This is a genomic window from Niallia taxi (genome assembly GCF_032818155.1).
Lineage (GTDB): Bacteria > Bacillota > Bacilli > Bacillales > Cytobacillaceae > Niallia > Niallia taxi_A.
Genome location: NZ_CP102589.1, coordinates 3,070,195 through 3,086,814, shown reverse-complemented (window position 1 = coordinate 3,086,814; position 16,620 = coordinate 3,070,195). Strand labels below are relative to the sequence as shown.

The 16,620-nt window shown below is 38.5% G+C and carries 17 protein-coding genes; 11 read left to right on the top strand and 6 right to left on the bottom strand.

Annotation, left to right across the window (positions count from 1 at the left end):
- The first annotated feature begins 79 nt into the window (after positions 1–79).
- The 5 genes from pdhA (at position 80) to NQZ71_RS15555 (ending at position 5,431) form a co-directional block, all read left to right on the top strand.
- Positions 80–1,195, top strand: a complete 1,116-nt coding sequence (gene pdhA / locus NQZ71_RS15575; RefSeq protein ID WP_127734935.1) for a pyruvate dehydrogenase (acetyl-transferring) E1 component subunit alpha — start codon at positions 80–82, stop codon at positions 1,193–1,195.
- A 3-nt stretch (positions 1,196–1,198) separates the two neighbouring features.
- Complete coding sequence (locus tag NQZ71_RS15570; RefSeq protein ID WP_144452322.1) at positions 1,199–2,176, top strand: alpha-ketoacid dehydrogenase subunit beta; 978 nt, start codon at positions 1,199–1,201, stop codon at positions 2,174–2,176.
- Positions 2,177–2,244: 68 nt separating this feature from the next.
- The gene (locus tag NQZ71_RS15565) at positions 2,245–3,564 is read left to right on the top strand and encodes a dihydrolipoamide acetyltransferase family protein (RefSeq protein WP_144452323.1); all 1,320 of its coding nucleotides are present in this window, start codon (positions 2,245–2,247) and stop codon (positions 3,562–3,564) included.
- Positions 3,565–3,568: 4 nt separating this feature from the next.
- Positions 3,569–4,978 carry a dihydrolipoyl dehydrogenase gene (gene lpdA, locus NQZ71_RS15560; protein WP_127734926.1) on the top strand — a complete coding sequence of 470 codons (1,410 nt, stop codon included), beginning with the start codon at positions 3,569–3,571 and terminating at the stop codon, positions 4,976–4,978.
- 198 nt (positions 4,979–5,176) lie between these two features.
- Positions 5,177–5,431 (top strand): hypothetical protein, encoded by a 255-nt coding sequence (locus NQZ71_RS15555; protein WP_310649059.1) that lies wholly within the window; start codon positions 5,177–5,179, stop codon positions 5,429–5,431.
- A 435-nt stretch (positions 5,432–5,866) separates the two neighbouring features.
- Here NQZ71_RS15555 and NQZ71_RS15550 read toward each other — a convergent pair whose 3' ends face one another.
- Positions 5,867–6,229, bottom strand: a complete 363-nt coding sequence (locus NQZ71_RS15550) for a hypothetical protein (RefSeq protein WP_317010944.1) — start codon at positions 6,227–6,229, stop codon at positions 5,867–5,869.
- Between the two features lie 92 nt (positions 6,230–6,321).
- Positions 6,322–7,791, bottom strand: coding sequence for an aminotransferase class I/II-fold pyridoxal phosphate-dependent enzyme (locus tag NQZ71_RS15545; protein ID WP_127734917.1), 1,470 nt, complete (start codon positions 7,789–7,791; stop codon positions 6,322–6,324).
- Between the two features lie 411 nt (positions 7,792–8,202).
- On the opposite strand from NQZ71_RS15545, the gene NQZ71_RS15540 reads away from it, so the two are divergent.
- A complete protein-coding gene (locus NQZ71_RS15540; protein ID WP_260054218.1) occupies positions 8,203–8,475 on the top strand; it encodes a UPF0223 family protein in 273 nt (90 codons plus the stop codon).
- A 49-nt stretch (positions 8,476–8,524) separates the two neighbouring features.
- Here NQZ71_RS15540 and NQZ71_RS15535 read toward each other — a convergent pair whose 3' ends face one another.
- A complete protein-coding gene (locus tag NQZ71_RS15535) occupies positions 8,525–9,139 on the bottom strand; it encodes a YktB family protein (RefSeq protein WP_317010943.1) in 615 nt (204 codons plus the stop codon).
- Positions 9,140–9,460: 321 nt separating this feature from the next.
- Between NQZ71_RS15535 and NQZ71_RS15530 the strand changes: the two genes are divergently transcribed.
- The 3 genes from NQZ71_RS15530 (at position 9,461) to typA (ending at position 12,676) form a co-directional block, all read left to right on the top strand.
- Positions 9,461–9,655, top strand: a complete 195-nt coding sequence (locus NQZ71_RS15530; protein ID WP_127734908.1) for a hypothetical protein — start codon at positions 9,461–9,463, stop codon at positions 9,653–9,655.
- 196 nt (positions 9,656–9,851) lie between these two features.
- Positions 9,852–10,652 (top strand): inositol monophosphatase family protein, encoded by an 801-nt coding sequence (locus tag NQZ71_RS15525; protein WP_144452327.1) that lies wholly within the window; start codon positions 9,852–9,854, stop codon positions 10,650–10,652.
- 188 nt (positions 10,653–10,840) lie between these two features.
- On the top strand, positions 10,841–12,676 hold the full coding sequence (typA, locus tag NQZ71_RS15520) for a translational GTPase TypA (protein ID WP_144452328.1): 1,836 nt from the start codon (positions 10,841–10,843) through the stop codon (positions 12,674–12,676).
- A 345-nt stretch (positions 12,677–13,021) separates the two neighbouring features.
- Here the strand turns inward: typA and NQZ71_RS15515 are convergent, their stop codons facing one another.
- Together NQZ71_RS15515 and NQZ71_RS15510 are read right to left on the bottom strand one after the other, a co-directional pair.
- Complete coding sequence (locus NQZ71_RS15515; protein ID WP_127734899.1) at positions 13,022–13,222, bottom strand: YlaI family protein; 201 nt, start codon at positions 13,220–13,222, stop codon at positions 13,022–13,024.
- A 79-nt stretch (positions 13,223–13,301) separates the two neighbouring features.
- The gene (locus NQZ71_RS15510; protein ID WP_144452329.1) at positions 13,302–13,901 is read right to left on the bottom strand and encodes a YhcN/YlaJ family sporulation lipoprotein; all 600 of its coding nucleotides are present in this window, start codon (positions 13,899–13,901) and stop codon (positions 13,302–13,304) included.
- Positions 13,902–14,071: 170 nt separating this feature from the next.
- Here NQZ71_RS15510 and NQZ71_RS15505 point away from each other — a divergent pair, with 170 nt between their 5' ends.
- Positions 14,072–15,412, top strand: coding sequence for a PhoH family protein (locus NQZ71_RS15505; RefSeq protein ID WP_144452330.1), 1,341 nt, complete (start codon positions 14,072–14,074; stop codon positions 15,410–15,412).
- 144 nt (positions 15,413–15,556) lie between these two features.
- Here the strand turns inward: NQZ71_RS15505 and NQZ71_RS15500 are convergent, their stop codons facing one another.
- Complete coding sequence (locus NQZ71_RS15500; RefSeq protein WP_144452331.1) at positions 15,557–16,051, bottom strand: peptidyl-prolyl cis-trans isomerase; 495 nt, start codon at positions 16,049–16,051, stop codon at positions 15,557–15,559.
- A 217-nt stretch (positions 16,052–16,268) separates the two neighbouring features.
- Here NQZ71_RS15500 and NQZ71_RS15495 point away from each other — a divergent pair, with 217 nt between their 5' ends.
- Positions 16,269–16,550, top strand: coding sequence for an Fpa/YlaN family protein (locus NQZ71_RS15495; protein ID WP_127734886.1), 282 nt, complete (start codon positions 16,269–16,271; stop codon positions 16,548–16,550).
- The last annotated feature ends 70 nt before the right edge of the window (positions 16,551–16,620 follow it).

Sequence of the window (16,620 nt, the reverse complement as noted above, 5' to 3'; positions counted from 1 at the left end):
CTCATTACCATGAAACAACGAAGGAAATACGTTAGATTATCGATACGTCTTTTTAAAAAGAAAGGAAAGGGTGGCTTTAATGGCTTCTAAAACAAAGAAGGCTCAATTAGATGTGCAAGCACAGCTTGAACAAGTAGAAAACCAATTTCAAACACTTCAGATCCTAAATGAAGAGGGCGAAGTTGTAAATGAATCTGCAATGCCTGATTTAAGCGATGAGCAATTACAAGAATTGATGACTCGCATGGTATACACTCGTATTCTTGACCAACGTTCTATTTCTCTTAACAGACAAGGTCGTCTTGGTTTCTATGCACCGACTGCAGGTCAAGAAGCATCTCAGTTAGCTTCACAATTTGCATTGGAGAAAGAGGATTTCATTCTTCCAGGATATCGTGATGTTCCACAGTTAATCTGGCACGGACTTCCTTTATACCAAGCATTCTTATTCTCTCGCGGACATTTCAAAGGTAACCAAATGCCTGAAGGTGTTAACGTAATTTCACCACAAATCATCATTGGTGCACAATACATCCAAACTGCTGGTGTAGCACTTGGGATGAAAAAACGCGGAGCAAAATCAGTAGCAATCACTTACACAGGTGATGGCGGTGCTTCACAAGGTGACTTCTATGAAGGAATCAACTTTGCTGGTGCATTCAAGGCTCCTGCAATCTTTATTGTACAAAACAACCGTTTCGCAATCTCTACTCCTGTTGAGAAGCAATCTGCTGCAAAAACAATTGCACAAAAAGCAGTTGCAGCAGGTATCCCAGGTATCCAAGTAGACGGTATGGACCCATTAGCTGTTTATGCTGCTGTTAAAGATGCTCGTGATAGAGCTGTTAATGGTGAAGGTCCTACATTGATCGAAACACTTACTTATAGATATGGTCCACATACAATGGCTGGAGATGACCCAACACGCTACCGTACTTCAGAGTTAGACAGCGAGTGGGAAAAGAAAGATCCATTGGTTCGCTTCCGTAAATTCCTAGAAAACAAAGGAATCTGGAACGAAGAAAAAGAAAACGAAGTAATCGCTCGTGCTAAAGACGAAATTAAAGAAGCAATCAAACTTGCTGATGCTGAACCACAGCAAAAAGTTACTGACTTGATCAACAACATGTTTGAAGAGCTTCCAAATAACTTGAAAGAACAATATGAAATCTATGCTGCAAAGGAGTCGAAATAAGCCATGGCGCAAATGACAATGATCCAAGCAATCACTGATGCGTTACGCACAGAATTACGTAATGATCCGAATGTTTTAGTATTCGGTGAAGACGTTGGTGTTAACGGCGGTGTATTCCGTGCAACGGAAGGACTTCAAAAAGAATTCGGCGAAGATCGTGTATTCGATACTCCGCTAGCTGAATCAGGTATTGGTGGTTTGGCAGTAGGTCTTGGACTTCAAGGCTTCCGCCCAGTTCCAGAAATCCAATTCTTTGGTTTCGTTTACGAAGTAATGGACAGCATCAACGGACAAATGGCGCGTATGCGTTACCGTTCAGGTGGACGCTACAACTCACCTGTTACAATCCGTTCTCCATTCGGTGGCGGTGTTCATACTCCTGAGCTTCACTCTGACAGCTTAGAAGCACTTGTAACAACTCAACCTGGTTTGAAAGTTGTTGTTCCATCAACACCTTACGATGCAAAAGGTCTATTGATTGCTGCAATCAGAGACAATGACCCAGTTGTATTCCTTGAGCATTTGAAATTATACCGTTCATTCCGTGAAGAGGTACCTGAAGAAGCGTACACAATCGAAATCGGTAAAGCAGATGTTAAACGTGAAGGTAAAGACCTTTCATTGATCGCTTACGGTGCAATGGTTCACGAATCAATCAAAGCTGCTGAAGAGTTAGAAAAAGAAGGATACTCTGTAGAGGTTGTTGACTTGCGTACAATCAGCCCATTGGATGTTGAAACAATCGTTGCTTCTGTTGAAAAAACAGGAAGAGCTGTTGTTGTTCAAGAGGCACAAAGACAAGCTGGTATCGCAGCAAATGTTATCGCAGAAATCAACGAGCGCGCTATTCTTAGCTTAGAAGCTCCAGTATTGCGTGTAGCTGCTCCTGATACTGTTTATGCATTTACACAAGCTGAGAACATTTGGCTTCCAAATTACAAAGATATCATTGAAACAGCTAAAAAAGTCCTTACTTTCTAATAAATTAGTTATTAGTCAGGGATAATAAAAAGCAACGAAATAACGGAAATGTAGGAGGTTGAATTACTTTGTCTTTTCAATTCAGATTACCGGATATCGGTGAAGGTATCCACGAAGGTGAAATCGTAAAATGGTTTGTTAAACCAGGCGATAAAGTTCAAGAAGACGACGTTTTGTGTGAAGTACAAAACGATAAAGCAGTAGTAGAAATTCCGTCTCCAGTTGACGGTACAGTTGAAGAAGTTCTTGTAGAAGAAGGTACAGTAGCAGTTGTTGGTGATATCCTAATCACTTTTGACGCTCCTGGCTATGAGGATATTCAATTCAAGGGCGACCATGGTCATGACGCTCCTAAAGAAGAAGCTAAAACAGAAGCACAAGTACAAGGCACAGCGGAAGCTGGCGATGCGGTTGCTAAAGAACCTGTTCAAACTCCTGCAGCTGCAGAAGAAGTGGATCCAAGCAGACGTATTATCGCAATGCCATCTGTACGTAAATTTGCTCGTGATAAAGGTGTGGACATCCGCACAGTATCTGGTACTGGCAAAAACGGTCGTATCTCTAAAGAAGATATCGAAGCATTCTTGAACGGTGGAGCTGCGGCACCTGCTGCAACAGAAGCTGCTGAAGCTACTCCAGCTGCTGAACAAGAAGCACCAAAACCACTTGCGATTCCAGAAGGCGACTTCCCAGAAACTCGCGAAAAAATGAGCGGTATCAGAAAAGCAATCGCTAAAGCGATGGTTAATTCTAAGCATACAGCTCCACACGTAACACTTATGGATGAAGTTGAAGTTTCAAACCTTGTTGCTCACCGTAAGAAATATAAAGAAGTTGCTGCTGCTAAAGGCATTAAGTTAACGTTCTTGCCATATGTTGTTAAAGCATTGACAAGCGCATTAAAAGAATTCCCAGCACTTAACACTTCTTTAGATGATGCTACAAGTGAAATCGTTCATAAGCACTACTACAACATCGGTATCGCTGCTGATACTGAAAAAGGACTTCTAGTTCCTGTTGTTAAAAATGCTGATCGTAAAGGAATTTTCAATATTTCTAACGAAATTAATGAACTTGCTGGTAAAGCTAGAGACGGTAAACTAGCTCCAACGGAAATGAAAGGTGCTTCTTGCACAATTTCAAACATTGGATCAGCTGGCGGACAATGGTTCACTCCAGTTATTAACCACCCAGAAGTGGCTATTCTTGGAATTGGACGTATTGCAGAAAAAGCGATCGTTAAAGACGGCGAAATCGTTGCTGCACCAGTATTAGCTCTTTCTCTAAGCTTCGATCACCGCATGATCGATGGAGCTACTGCTCAAAATGCAATGAATCACATTAAACGTTTGTTGAACGATCCAGAACTATTGTTAATGGAGGCGTAAAAACATGGTAGTTGGAGATTTTCCTATTGAAACAGATACTATAGTCATTGGTGCAGGCCCTGGTGGTTATGTAGCTGCAATTCGTGCGGCACAACTAGGACAAAAAGTAACAATCGTTGAAAAAAATGTATTGGGCGGAGTTTGCTTAAACGTAGGCTGTATCCCATCTAAAGCATTAATCACAGCAGGTCATCGTTTTGAGACTGCTAAGCATTCTGACGATATTGGGATTACTGCTGAAAATGTAAAAGTAGATTTCTCAAAAGTTCAAGAGTGGAAAGCAAGTGTTGTTAACAAGCTTACTGGCGGTGTAGAAGGTCTTCTTAAAGGAAACAAAGTTGACATCGCTTATGGCGAAGCATACTTCGTTGATGCTAACACACTTAAAGTTATGGATGATAAGTCATCTCAAACTTACACTTTCAAAAATGCAATTATTGCAACTGGATCTCGTCCAATTGAAATTCCTGCATTCAAATACTCTAAACGTGTTCTAGATTCTACTGGTGCACTTTCTCTACAAGAAATTCCAGAGAAAATCGTTGTTATCGGTGGAGGTTATGTAGGTACTGAGCTTGGTGGAGCATACGCAAGCTTTGGAACTCAAGTAACTATTCTAGAAGGTGCTGACGATATCCTTAACGGTTTCGAAAAGCAAATGTCTTCATTGGTAGTTCGCAACTTGAAGAAAAAAGGTGCGGAAATCATTACAAAAGCAATGGCTAAAGGTGTCGAAGAAACTGACACTGGCGTTACTGTAACATATGAAGCTAAAGGTCAAGAACAAAAGATCGAAGCTGACTATGTATTCGTAATGGTTGGAAGAAAACCAAACACAGACGAACTTGGTCTTGAACAAGTAGGAATTGAGCTTGCTGAACGCGGACTTATCAAAACTGATAAGCAATGCAGAACTACTGTAAGCAATATCTTTGCAATCGGTGATATCATTGAAGGACCACCACTTGCACATAAAGCTTCTTACGAAGGTAAAATTGCTGCAGAAGTAATCGGTGGCCACAATTCTGAAATCGATTATCTTGGTATTCCTGCTGTTGTATTCGCTGAGCCAGAATTGGCTACAGTTGGACACACAGAAGCTTCTGCTAAAGAAGCTGGAATTCAAGTGACAGCTGCTAAATTCCCATTCGCTGCTAACGGTCGTGCACTTGCACTTAACCAAAGCGAAGGTTTCATGAAGCTTGTTACTCGTAAAGAGGATGGCTTAGTAATCGGTGCTCAAATTGCTGGAGCTAACGCTTCTGACATGATCGCTGAACTTGGCTTGGCAATTGAAGCAGGTATGACTGCTGAAGACTTGGCAATGACTATCCACGCTCACCCAACATTGGGAGAGATCACGATGGAAGCTGCTGAAGTTGCAATTGGTAGCCCAATTCACATCATTAAGTAATATTAGAAAAAACCTCTCTTTAAGAGAGGTTTTTTTTGTTTTCTACGGATACTTCACTTGCCTAATTTGGATGGAATAAAGTTTTATGGGAATTCTATAATGGGAGTAAGACATTACTCAGTTAATTAGGGCATGATTAAGGAGGACATGCATAAATATAGTTATATGACTTGTTACATAAAAAACATAAAAAAGGTGGTGTTTTCCTTGAAGATCTATACGACGATTTTATTACAGCTGATGCTGTGGAGTGGATATTCAATCATTGAATGGCTGTCTGAACATGATCTTTTCGTTTATAAGTTAGTAATGTTTGGCGTGTTTTTGTATTTGGCTGTTATCCTAGGTAATTATGTCATACGGTCTCAAAGGAAAACAATGCTTGCGACAGCCATTAGCCTTTCCATATATGGCTCCTTCCAAATGATTATGACCATCATAGCGGTTGTTTAAGGAAGAATAGGAGGAGATAACGTAATCCTATTTAAAGTCGATTTTAGAGCTGTATAACAGTCACTATGGATGTTTAGTTCACTATATATCAAACTTAGCGCAAAATAATATAAACTAAGCATTAATTTCATTGCACTCCAGACGCACTTATTTCTATTTCCTGCAGGAGTCTTAGTATCCACAGCTTTATTCCACTAACGGTTTTATTATCTTAATTACTTAAATCAGCAAATAAAAAAAACAAACTATTATGCGACAGTTTATTGAAATACGCATAATAGTTCAGTTAGCTTAGACCGTTAAACTTTAGTCTTATCAGTTCAAATTTATAGAGAAACTACATTAAGATAGTGGGTAATTGCTTCATATTATTTTAAAATCTGTTTATAAACCGGTAGTAAACAGTTTATATAGAGCTATAGCTAAAATAAAAAATTAAAGCTCGTCGTCTTTTTTCCCTTTTTTCCGGCCATTTCTATCAATTGCTTTTTTACTATAGCTTGCTACAACAGTATAAACACTGAATATTAACAAGAAATAGCAGAGTAATGTGAACAGGAAGGGTATTATGTGAAACTTTGTTTCTGTTTCAAGAGGGGATATAAAGCTGAATTCAGCAGGATATTCATTTTCCTTTTCAGGTAATTGCACCTTTTGTTCAGCAAAAGGGATAGGTCCACCGAAAGTTAGTGTATCCTTCTGTTCTAATGGTTTTTTTTCTAAGTAATTATGAAAGACAAATGGGGAGCATAAGCTAACAATGATACTGATGATTAAAACATATATAACTCTCTTCAATATATAAATCTCCTATCTATATTCTTCCTTTATAACAAACGTATACGGATGCTTTTTTTAAGAGCATCCGTACATTTCTATGCCAGCTGCTATTAGCGGATGGCTTTATGTTCTTTTATGACACGCAGTTTTTTGAAATCATAATCCTCAGGTCCCTGTACTGGAAGTCCAGCTTCCATGTTTTTGCGAATATACTCCAAATTGTCCTCTGAAATGATCTCACCAGGAATGAAAATCGGAATTCCTGGAGGATATACCATGATAAACTCTGCGATAACCCGTCCCACAGAATCATCAAAGTCGACAAGCTCCGTTTCAGAATAAAAAGCATCGCGTGGTGTAACGGCAAGCAAAGGAATATTAGGGAGCATTACTTGTGCTTCCACCTTGCCTGCTTTATCTTGAAATTCCTTTGCAAGGTCTCCTAAAGCATGTATAAGTGTATCTGCCTCTTTTTCTGTATCTCCAGGTGTTACAATACAAAGGATATTGTATAAATCAGACATCTCTACTTCTATATTATAATGCTTACGGAGCCATTCTTCCACAGCATGACCTGTCAAACCTAAATCCTTCACAGAAATAACTAGTTTTGTCGGATCGAAGTCATAAGCCATGGAGGAGCCAACGATATCTTCGCCTAAGCAATATAGATGCTCAATGTCATTCACTCGTCTGCGAATGGTTTGCGCAAGCTCAATAGTATTATCAAGAAGCTTCTTGCCTTCTGTTGCTAAACGTTTCCTTGCCACATCAAGAGATGCGAGCAATAAGTATGATGTGCTCGTTGTAGTAAGCATGCTCATGATTGCTTGAACGCGCTTATAATTAACAAGATTGCCCCTCATGTTCAGAATGGAGCTTTGTGTCATTGATCCGCCTAGCTTATGCACACTTGTTGCAGCTATATCTGCACCTGCCTGCATAGCTGACATCGGGAGATCCTCATGGAAGTGGATATGGACGCCATGAGCCTCATCGACCAGTACTGGTATATTATAAGAATGTGCTAAGTCCACAATTTTTTTCAAGTCTGCAGCAATGCCAAAGTAAGTAGGGTTTATCACTAATAAACCTTTTGCATCTGGATGTAAATCTAGGGCATGCTGAACAGCTTCCACTGTTATACCGTGCGAAATGCCAAGCTCTTTATCCACTTCAGGGTGGATGAATATTGGAATAGCACCAGCAAAAACAATGGCAGACATAATAGATTTATGAACATTTCTTGGTACGATTATTTTATCTCCTGGACCACAAACGCTCATAATCATGGTCATGATGGCGCCGCTGGTTCCTTGTACCGAGAAAAAGGTATAATCAGCACCAAATGCTTCCGCTGCCAATTTTTGCGCTTGTTTAATAATTCCTTTCGGTTGATGAAGATCATCAAGTGGACCAATGTTTATTAAATCGATAGAGAGAGCATTTTCTCCGATAAATTCTCTAAACTCAGGATCCATTCCATTTCCTTTTTTATGTCCAGGAATATGAAACTGAACAGGATTTTTTTTTGCATGTTCCAATAAACCGTGGTATAACGGTGTTTCGTATTGTGACAATTTATTACCACACCTCTTTAAGTTAGTATTTTGTTTGCCGTTTTCATAACGGATTTTGATCCTCCTAAAAATAGAAGTTTTTTCACTGTTTGTAAAAACAATGGGATATTTGGTTTTACCCTATAAAACTTATTAAAATCAGAAAACAAAAGAATTATAGCACTTTTTATTTTCTTTGCATACAATTAGTTTTAACTATAAAGAGAAGAATTATTGTAAGGATTTCATAAATAATAAATAATGGCCGACCAAACCTTGTTATGAACGGGCATTTTACATAGAAAAAACGGTTATTTCCATCATAAAACATTGATAATACAGATGTTAAACGGGCATTTTACATTTTAGTTTCATTCCTCTAAAATAGGGCAAAGAACCAGTAAATTATTATAGAAAGTTGAGAGAGTAAATATGGAATACCAATACCCAATAGATATTGATTGGACCACAGAAGAAATTGTCGACGTCGTAAAGTTTTTTGAATGTATAGAATTGGCTTATGAAAAGGGCATTGAAAAAGATGCACTTATGGAGCAATATAAGGTTTTCAAAAAAATTGTTCCTGGTAAAGCTCAAGAGAAGAATATATGTGATGAATTTGAGGAAAGCAGCGGCTATTCTACATACCGCACTATAAAAAAGGCAAAGGAAGCAGAGGCAGGAGCAAAAATAAAAATGCCTTAAAGCTAATAAAAAGAGGAAGAAAAACAAATTGTTTTTCTTCCTCTTTTTATTATATGGACAGTTTATAGAAAGGCAGTAATGTTTCGTATGTGCTTTCCACCAATTCAGCAAACCTTTGTCCGTCTTTTAAGATTGGATCATTTGCAGCGATTTGTTTTCCAACAAGGAATTCAGCCTTTTTAACATCTCTAAACCTTACTAAAGTTTTATCCAAGTCGATTTCCGTAATAGGGGAGGACTCTTTTTTCATATGGTCCATCGATACAACGAAATCCTTAGGAATAGCAGTTGAAAACAGATCGATGTTTTCCAAAAATGTATTGGCAATGCTGCTTTTGTGCGGCAGCTCATAAATATAAGCAAGCCATATAAACACATGGTCATCAAATAATCCTAGCTGAAAATGAGGATGCTGCTTATAACCGCGTTTATTTCCGGCAATTGCAAGCCAAGTATCTTTTGGCGGGTTAACAGTGCGGCGTGCGTGTTTGGCAATATGCAGATACATTTCGCTGCCTATTTTTGCAGACAGGCTGTCTGTCAGCTCCTGTCCAATTTCTTTGAATTTAGGCTGGATACGAGTTTGGATTGCTTCCATTCTTTCTTCCAATCCATCTATTGTAAATGTCTCGAAATCATTTTGATTAAAACCGTCAAATTTCATTGTTCTTCTTGAAACTCCTTTGCTCGTTTATATCTTATCAATTAGGGTAAACAGATTGTAGTAGGGAAGCAGCTTAGTTAGAGAGCGAGCGTTGTAAGTACTTACTAACTGCTCTTTATCAGCTTTTCTTATCCATCTTTCTGTTTATTTGAAAACCTGCTGTTTGTACCACTTATTCGTATTTTAGCATACATATTGCTGCTGGAGAAAGATTTTGGACTGGGGCTAGGTTATAGCACATATTTGTTCCAATGATAAGGAGAGCGACATAATATATAAGAAATAAAAGATTCAAAGTCGATGAAAGGGGTGTACTGTCCAGTGAAACAATTAATAAATTCATCTAAAAAAAATAAACTTGAAAATGAGAAAAAAGCCGTTTTGAGATTAGAGATGGATTATGAGCTTGCTACATTATTTGATGCAATCAATGAAAACAATGAAATGCAAAAGAAAGCTAGCAAACAAAAGCTTGAAAAGATTAGACAGGAGCTTCTGAGACTTAAGGCACTATAAAACACCATTTAAAAATCATAAATAAAACCCTTCTCCCGGTTTTATTTATGATTTTTTCGTTTTTAGCTTTTATTGGAATTTATTTCTTCATGCATGATAAAATAGCGATAAGCAAAAATAAAAGAAAAGCATGCGGGTTTGGTAAGTTGTTAAAAAATTTATGATGGTTTGTTACTAAATGAGAAGGATGAGTTGGATGACAAATTGGCAAGAAGTCGATACATATGCGAAACTTTGGATTAAAGAAGCTGGAGAGAGAATCAAGAAGTCCTTTTCCGAAGACTTCGTTGTTGAAACAAAGTCTAATAAGAATGATTTGGTGACGGAAATAGATAAAGGAACAGAACAATACTTTATAACTAAAATTAAAGAAGTGTATCCAGATCATCATATTCTCGGAGAAGAAGGTATGTCTTCAAGGGTGGAGAATCTTGAAGGGGTTGTTTGGATTATTGATCCGATTGATGGAACAATGAATTTTGTCCATATGCAAAGAGATTTTGCCGTATCTATTGGAATCTATGAGAATGGAGTCGGTCAAATTGGTCTCATTTATGATGTTGTCGCAGACGAGCTATACCACGTCAAAAAAGGACATGGTGTATATATGAACGAAACGAAATTGAAGCCGTTAGTTCCTGTTAAAGTAGAAGAGGCAATCATCGGTTTAAATGCAACATGGGTAACGGAGAACAAAAGAATCGACCCGAAGTATCTTTCCCCCTTAACGAAGGATGCAAGAGGCACTCGTTCTTTTGGATCAGCTTGTCTGGAGCTTGCCTATATAGCGGCAGGGCGAATGGATGCATATATAACGCTTAGACTGTCTCCATGGGATTACGCAGCAGGGAAGATAATGGTCGAAGAGCTTGGTGGAAAAGTAACAAGTCTTCGAAATGAAGAGCTCGATATGCTTACACAAAATTCATTTTTTGCATCTAAACCAGAACTGCATGAAGAGATACTCCATAAATATTTGCAAAATGGACAATGGTAAGACAGCAATTCTTTGCTGTCTTTTTCATTTGTGAAAAATGTTTCCGTTTACATACGATTTTTTGTTAATTTTTTTTATTAAAGCGAAAAACACTTTAGGTTTATCACATTTTCTATGGTATAATGACTCAGTTATAATGTGTAAACTAATGATAAACGAGATAGACATTTCAGGTAGGAGTGAAATTTTTGAAGATTAGAGAAGATATTCGTAATATCGCTATTATTGCCCACGTTGACCATGGGAAAACAACACTAGTTGACCAGTTGTTAAAACAATCTGGTACATTTCGTACAAATGAACATGTAGATGAGCGTGCAATGGATTCAAACGATTTAGAAAGAGAACGCGGTATTACAATCCTTGCAAAAAATACTGCAATTCAATATAAAGATACACGAATCAACATCTTGGATACACCAGGACATGCTGACTTCGGTGGAGAAGTAGAACGTATCATGAAAATGGTTGACGGTGTACTTCTTGTTGTCGATGCATATGAAGGCTGTATGCCACAAACACGTTTCGTGCTTAAGAAAGCTCTTGAGCAAAACTTAACACCAATCGTTGTTGTTAACAAAATTGACCGTGATTTCGCACGTCCAACAGAAGTTATCGACGAAGTGCTTGACTTGTTCATCGAGCTTGATGCATCAGAAGAGCAACTTGAGTTCCCAGTTATTTATGCTTCTGCTATTAACGGAACTGCAAGCACAAATCACGAGAAACAAGATGAAAACATGCAATCATTATATGATGCAGTTGTTGAACATATTCCAGCTCCAATTGATAACAGAGATGAGCCGCTTCAATTCCAAGTATCTCTTCTTGACTATAATGACTATGTTGGACGTATCGGAATTGGCCGTGTATTCCGCGGAACAATGAAAGTAGGTCAACAAGTTGCTTTAATGAAGCTTGATGGATCTGTAAAACAATTCCGTGTAACGAAAATTTTTGGTTTCTTCGGTCTGAAAAGACAAGAAGTAGAAGAAGCTTATGCTGGTGATTTAATCGCCGTTTCCGGAATGGAAGACATTAACGTTGGGGAAACAGTATGTCCTGTTGAGCATCAAGAAGCACTACCAGTATTGCGTATTGATGAGCCAACATTGCAAATGACATTCCTTGTTAATAACAGCCCATTTGCAGGTAGAGAAGGTAAATACCTAACTTCAAGAAAAATTGAAGAAAGACTTCGTGCACAATTGGAAACAGATGTTAGCTTACGTGTAGAAAACACTGATTCTCCTGACGCTTGGACTGTCTCTGGCCGTGGTGAATTGCATTTGTCTATCCTTATTGAAAACATGCGTCGTGAAGGTTATGAGCTTCAAGTGTCTAAACCAGAAGTAATCGTTCGTACTATTGATGGCGTTCGTTGTGAGCCAATTGAGCGTGTACAAATCGATGTACCAGAAGAGCATACTGGAAGCGTAATGGAATCAATCGGTGCCCGCAAAGGTGAAATGCTTGATATGGTTAACAACGGTAACGGTCAAGTTCGTTTGATCTTTAACGTGCCTGCACGTGGATTAATCGGTTATACAACTGAGTTCTTGACACTTACTCGCGGTTACGGAATCATTAACCATACATTTGACAGCTACCAGCCAATGGCATCAGGCCAAGTCGGCGGAAGACGTCAAGGTGTTCTTGTAAGTATGGAATCAGGAAAAGCATCTACTTACGGTATCATGCAAGTAGAAGACCGCGGTATCATCTTCGTAGAATCTGGTACAGAAATCTATGAGGGTATGATTGTAGGAGAGCACACTCGTGAAAATGACATCACTGTTAATATCACAAAAGTGAAACAAGCAACAAACATCCGCTCTGCTAACAAAGACCAAACATCAACAATGAAAAAACCAAGAATCATGACACTAGAAGAATCTTTAGAATACTTGAATGAAGATGAGTATTGTGAAGTAACTCCTGAATCTATCCGCCTTCGTAAGAAGATCCTGGATAAATCAGAACGTGAGCGTGTAACTAAAAAGAAAAAGCTTGCTGATCAATAATATATGAAAAAGGGCTGTTCCGTTTGGGACAGTCCTTTTTGTTGTGTTTTGTTTCTAGGGAAGTAAAGGGGATTAGGAAGGGAACGTTTTATGGCTGTTTATGGGCTTTGTTGGACTGTTTAGTGAATGTGAATAAGCCAAGGAGATGGACAGTGTCTCTTCTTGGCTTATTCGTCTTATGCTAGTCGCCAATAAACGGGCGCACTTTGCTTTTCGGGATGTCTAGCTCCGGTCGGCAGCTGCTCGAGGTCATAAGTCAAGCTGTCCAATGAGGGGGAATACGCCCCTCACTGGCCATCTCGTCTTATGCTGGTCGCAGCTAAACGCTGCCTTGCGCTTTTCTGGTTACCATTCTTCTTCTTTTATTTTGCTTTTGTAGAGTACGAAGTTTCCGGTGTCGATTCGTTTTTGGGTGTTTTGGGTTATTCTTGTTTCGCATTCTTTGCACATGTATGTGTGAATGGGTCTGTTTCTTAGTCGTTTTGCCTGAAAGGAGTTTTCTTCAATATCTTCTATTTTATCGCATATAACACATTTCACTTTCAATACGTGCACCTCTAATCAATGTTCTGTATTTATTTGATTATAGGCTTATTATAATACAAAAGTGGCATGGAATCGAATTTTAGTCTTTCAGGTGGTTGTTGGATTGTTCGTCTTGGTCTTCTTTTAGTTGGTTCTTTTCGTTTTCGTTTAATTTACTGTCTGGTACCTTCAGGTTGCTGCCTGGGTCGTTATTAATGATGTCTGCTGGCAACTCTGGAATCAATCTGCCTGTTATGTCTGCTAGTTCATTGAATATGCCTTGAACGGGTTCTCCGTCTTTTATGTCATCTGCGATTTCTGCAAGGCGGGCATTAATATCTGGGTCTGCGACAATCATAGAATTAGCGCCATATGGGTCATTTTTAAGGCTTTCGGCTACTGCGTACTTAATGGAACCCACTTCTGAGCGGTCCAAGTTCGCTTTAATGTCAATTCCAACGATGGCATATTTGCCGATAACAACTGCCGTTGCATCATTAACATTTGGGATGCTAGTGGCTAAAGTTACGAGACGCTCGGAAATTTCCTGACCGGATTTTCGGTTTACTTCATTTATTGTTGAATTCTTTACATTTGCTATATGGTTGTCCGTTTCGTGATTTTGGGATTCGTGATCACCATTTGCTGAACAGCCAGTAAGCAGCAGTATAAGACAAGTGCATAAAATGCTTCTTTTCATGCAGGATTACCTCCTTGTATGATGATTCCTTTAAAATTTTTTTACGCTTTCCATGTTTATTGTGCAAAATATCTTCTATCTTTATTCGGTAAAACATATATTTTATCAAGGTTCTTTCCGATATCGGAGAGTTGGCAACTTATGACGTTTTTAGAGCAGGAGGCATCAGTTTGAGTAAAATTTATGTTTTAGATACAAATGTCTTGTTACAAGACCCTTATTCCATTTTTTCTTTTGAAGACAATGATGTAGTTATTCCAGCAGTAGTTTTAGAAGAAGTAGACAGCAAAAAACGCTATATGGACGAAATAGGGAGGAATGCAAGACAAATATCAAGACTAATTGACAATCTAAGAGAATCAGGAAAACTGCATGAAAAAATACCACTCGAAAATGGCGGTACATTACGAATCGAATTGAACCATCGATCCTTTCATCAGCTGCAAGAAATTTTCGTGGAGAAAACAAATGATAATCGAATTTTAGCTGTTGCTAAAAATTTGTCTCTTGAGGAAGAGAAAAAAGCGGATGGACGAACTGTCATACTTGTCAGCAAGGATACACTTGTTCGCGTAAAGGCAGATGCAATCGGGCTTGTATCAGAAGATTTTTTGAGCGACCGGGTGGTAGAGAATGATCACCTTTATACAGGTTTTACAGATGTACAAGTAACCTTAGATATATTAAATAAGTTTTACGAAAAAGGCCAGCTGCTCATATCTGAATTGGGGGCAGGGTATAATACGGGAGCCTTTTACCCGAATCAATTCATCCTTCTTAAGGACGTGCTTGGATCCTCCTCCTCGGCATTGGCAATGGTGGATGCATCGCGAAAGCATGTGAAGAAGCTTATCTTTGACCATGAACATATTTGGGGGATTCGTCCTAGAAATGTTCAGCAGACAATGGCAATTGAATTGCTGCTGAAAAGAGATTTACCTTTAGTTACATTAATAGGTAAAGCAGGGACAGGAAAAACATTGCTCGCATTAGCATCAGGGCTTATGCAAACAGAGGATTATGGGGATTATAAAAAACTGCTTGTCGCAAGACCGATTGTACCAATGGGGAAAGACTTAGGATATCTTCCTGGTGAAAAGGAGGAAAAGCTGAGACCTTGGATGCAGCCAATTTTTGATAATTTGGAATATCTTTTCAATACGAAAAAGCCTGGAGAACTAGAAGCAATCCTTGCCGGCATGGGATCAATAGAGGTAGAGGCACTGACATATATAAGAGGAAGAAGCATACCTGATCAATTTATTATCATTGATGAAGCACAAAACTTATCTAAGCATGAAGTAAAGACAATTCTAACCCGAGTGGGAGAAGGAAGTAAAATTGTCCTTATGGGTGATCCAGAACAAATTGACCATCCATACTTGGATGCCTTTAACAATGGGTTAACCTATGTAGTTGAGCGTTTTAAAGATCAGCAGATTGCCGGTCATGTCAAGCTTGTAAAGGGAGAGCGCTCTGGTTTAGCTCAATTGGCTGCAGATCTGCTGTAAGCTGGGCAACTTTTATGCGCTGCCTTTGACTAGATGCTGTCTTTAGCATCTAGTCAAAAAGCGCAACATGACAGTTTAAACAGAACTTAGTTAAGTTTGTAAAATGTATTCCTTTACAATAATAAGCAGCGCGAATTATACTATTTACCTTAATTCAAAGCCTGTGATAGATCTTATTGGCGGCTCATCTGAACCCTTGCTTTGAAAATATAAGTAAATGGGACCGTCATCAAGAATTGGCTTACCGTCTCTGCAGAAAAGGAGAACCATCTCATCCATGACAGAAAGAGGGAAAGTCTGTTCCTTGTTTGCTGTATGAATGACAATTTGCTGTGCATCCTGTAATGGTTCAGCGTTTTTAATAAAAGGAGCAAGCGGCATGTAGAAAGTGCCTGACAGGATTTCTTGCTTTTTGTATTTTTTTGTTTCTGTCTGTTTCTCAGGTAATCGAGCGCCTTCAAGCAATTCGCGATCCCAGTGTTTTGAAACCTCTTTCGTATATGCCTCTAATTCAGATTTTGCTTGGCTAGGAGCGAATATTTCCTCACTAGTTTTCTTACGGTCATCAAAAATCCAAACGCTTGGATCAATAGTAATTGGAAAAGTGACTAACCCTTTTACTTGGATAATTTGGCTCATAAATATCTCTCCAGTCTAAAAAGCTGTTTGAAAAAATTATGTATGTAATTAGTATATCTTTTCCATGCAGCTTTGTCAGTTTTGAATTTTATATTAATAAGAGATTTCCAGTTTTTGAAAATTGGTAAATAACTTTCTTATGATAGTTCTTGCAATTTTGTTATGTTGAGTTTAAACTTTATAGATAGGATAATCGCTCGGAAACGGGGGGATAGGGTTGACTTCTGACATGATCATAAATCATAAAGAGAAAGCAAGTGCACTGCTAAAAGCAGATGCTGAAAAAATACTAAAGCTTATAAAAGTTCAAATGGATAACTTAACAATGCCACAATGTCCTTTATATGAGGAAGTTTTGGATACACAAATGTTTGGATTATCTAAAGAGATAGATTTTGCCATCCGTCTAGGGTTAGTGGAAGAAAGTGTCGGCAAGAAGATACTAGATGAATTGGAGAAAGAACTTTCAGTATTGCATGAAGCATCTATAAGAAAATAATAAACGAACTCAAACAAACGAACTCTATTGTTTGAGTTTTTTTGTTTGCCACTATTTTAGCTGAAAAAAG

Excerpts from the sequence above, each read along its gene's own strand:
- pdhA (WP_127734935.1), top strand. The coding sequence starts at position 80 with ATGGCTTCTAAAACAAAGAAGGCTCAATTAGATGTGCAAGCACAGCTT.
- NQZ71_RS15570 (WP_144452322.1), top strand. The coding sequence starts at position 1,199 with ATGGCGCAAATGACAATGATCCAAGCAATCACTGATGCGTTACGCACA.
- lpdA (WP_127734926.1), top strand. The coding sequence starts at position 3,569 with ATGGTAGTTGGAGATTTTCCTATTGAAACAGATACTATAGTCATTGGT.
- NQZ71_RS15540 (WP_260054218.1), top strand. The coding sequence starts at position 8,203 with ATGGAATACCAATACCCAATAGATATTGATTGGACCACAGAAGAAATT.
- NQZ71_RS15535 (WP_317010943.1), bottom strand. The coding sequence starts at position 9,139 with ATGAAATTTGACGGTTTTAATCAAAATGATTTCGAGACATTTACAATA.
- NQZ71_RS15525 (WP_144452327.1), top strand. The coding sequence starts at position 9,852 with ATGACAAATTGGCAAGAAGTCGATACATATGCGAAACTTTGGATTAAA.
- NQZ71_RS15510 (WP_144452329.1), bottom strand. The coding sequence starts at position 13,901 with ATGAAAAGAAGCATTTTATGCACTTGTCTTATACTGCTGCTTACTGGC.
- NQZ71_RS15500 (WP_144452331.1), bottom strand. The coding sequence starts at position 16,051 with ATGAGCCAAATTATCCAAGTAAAAGGGTTAGTCACTTTTCCAATTACT.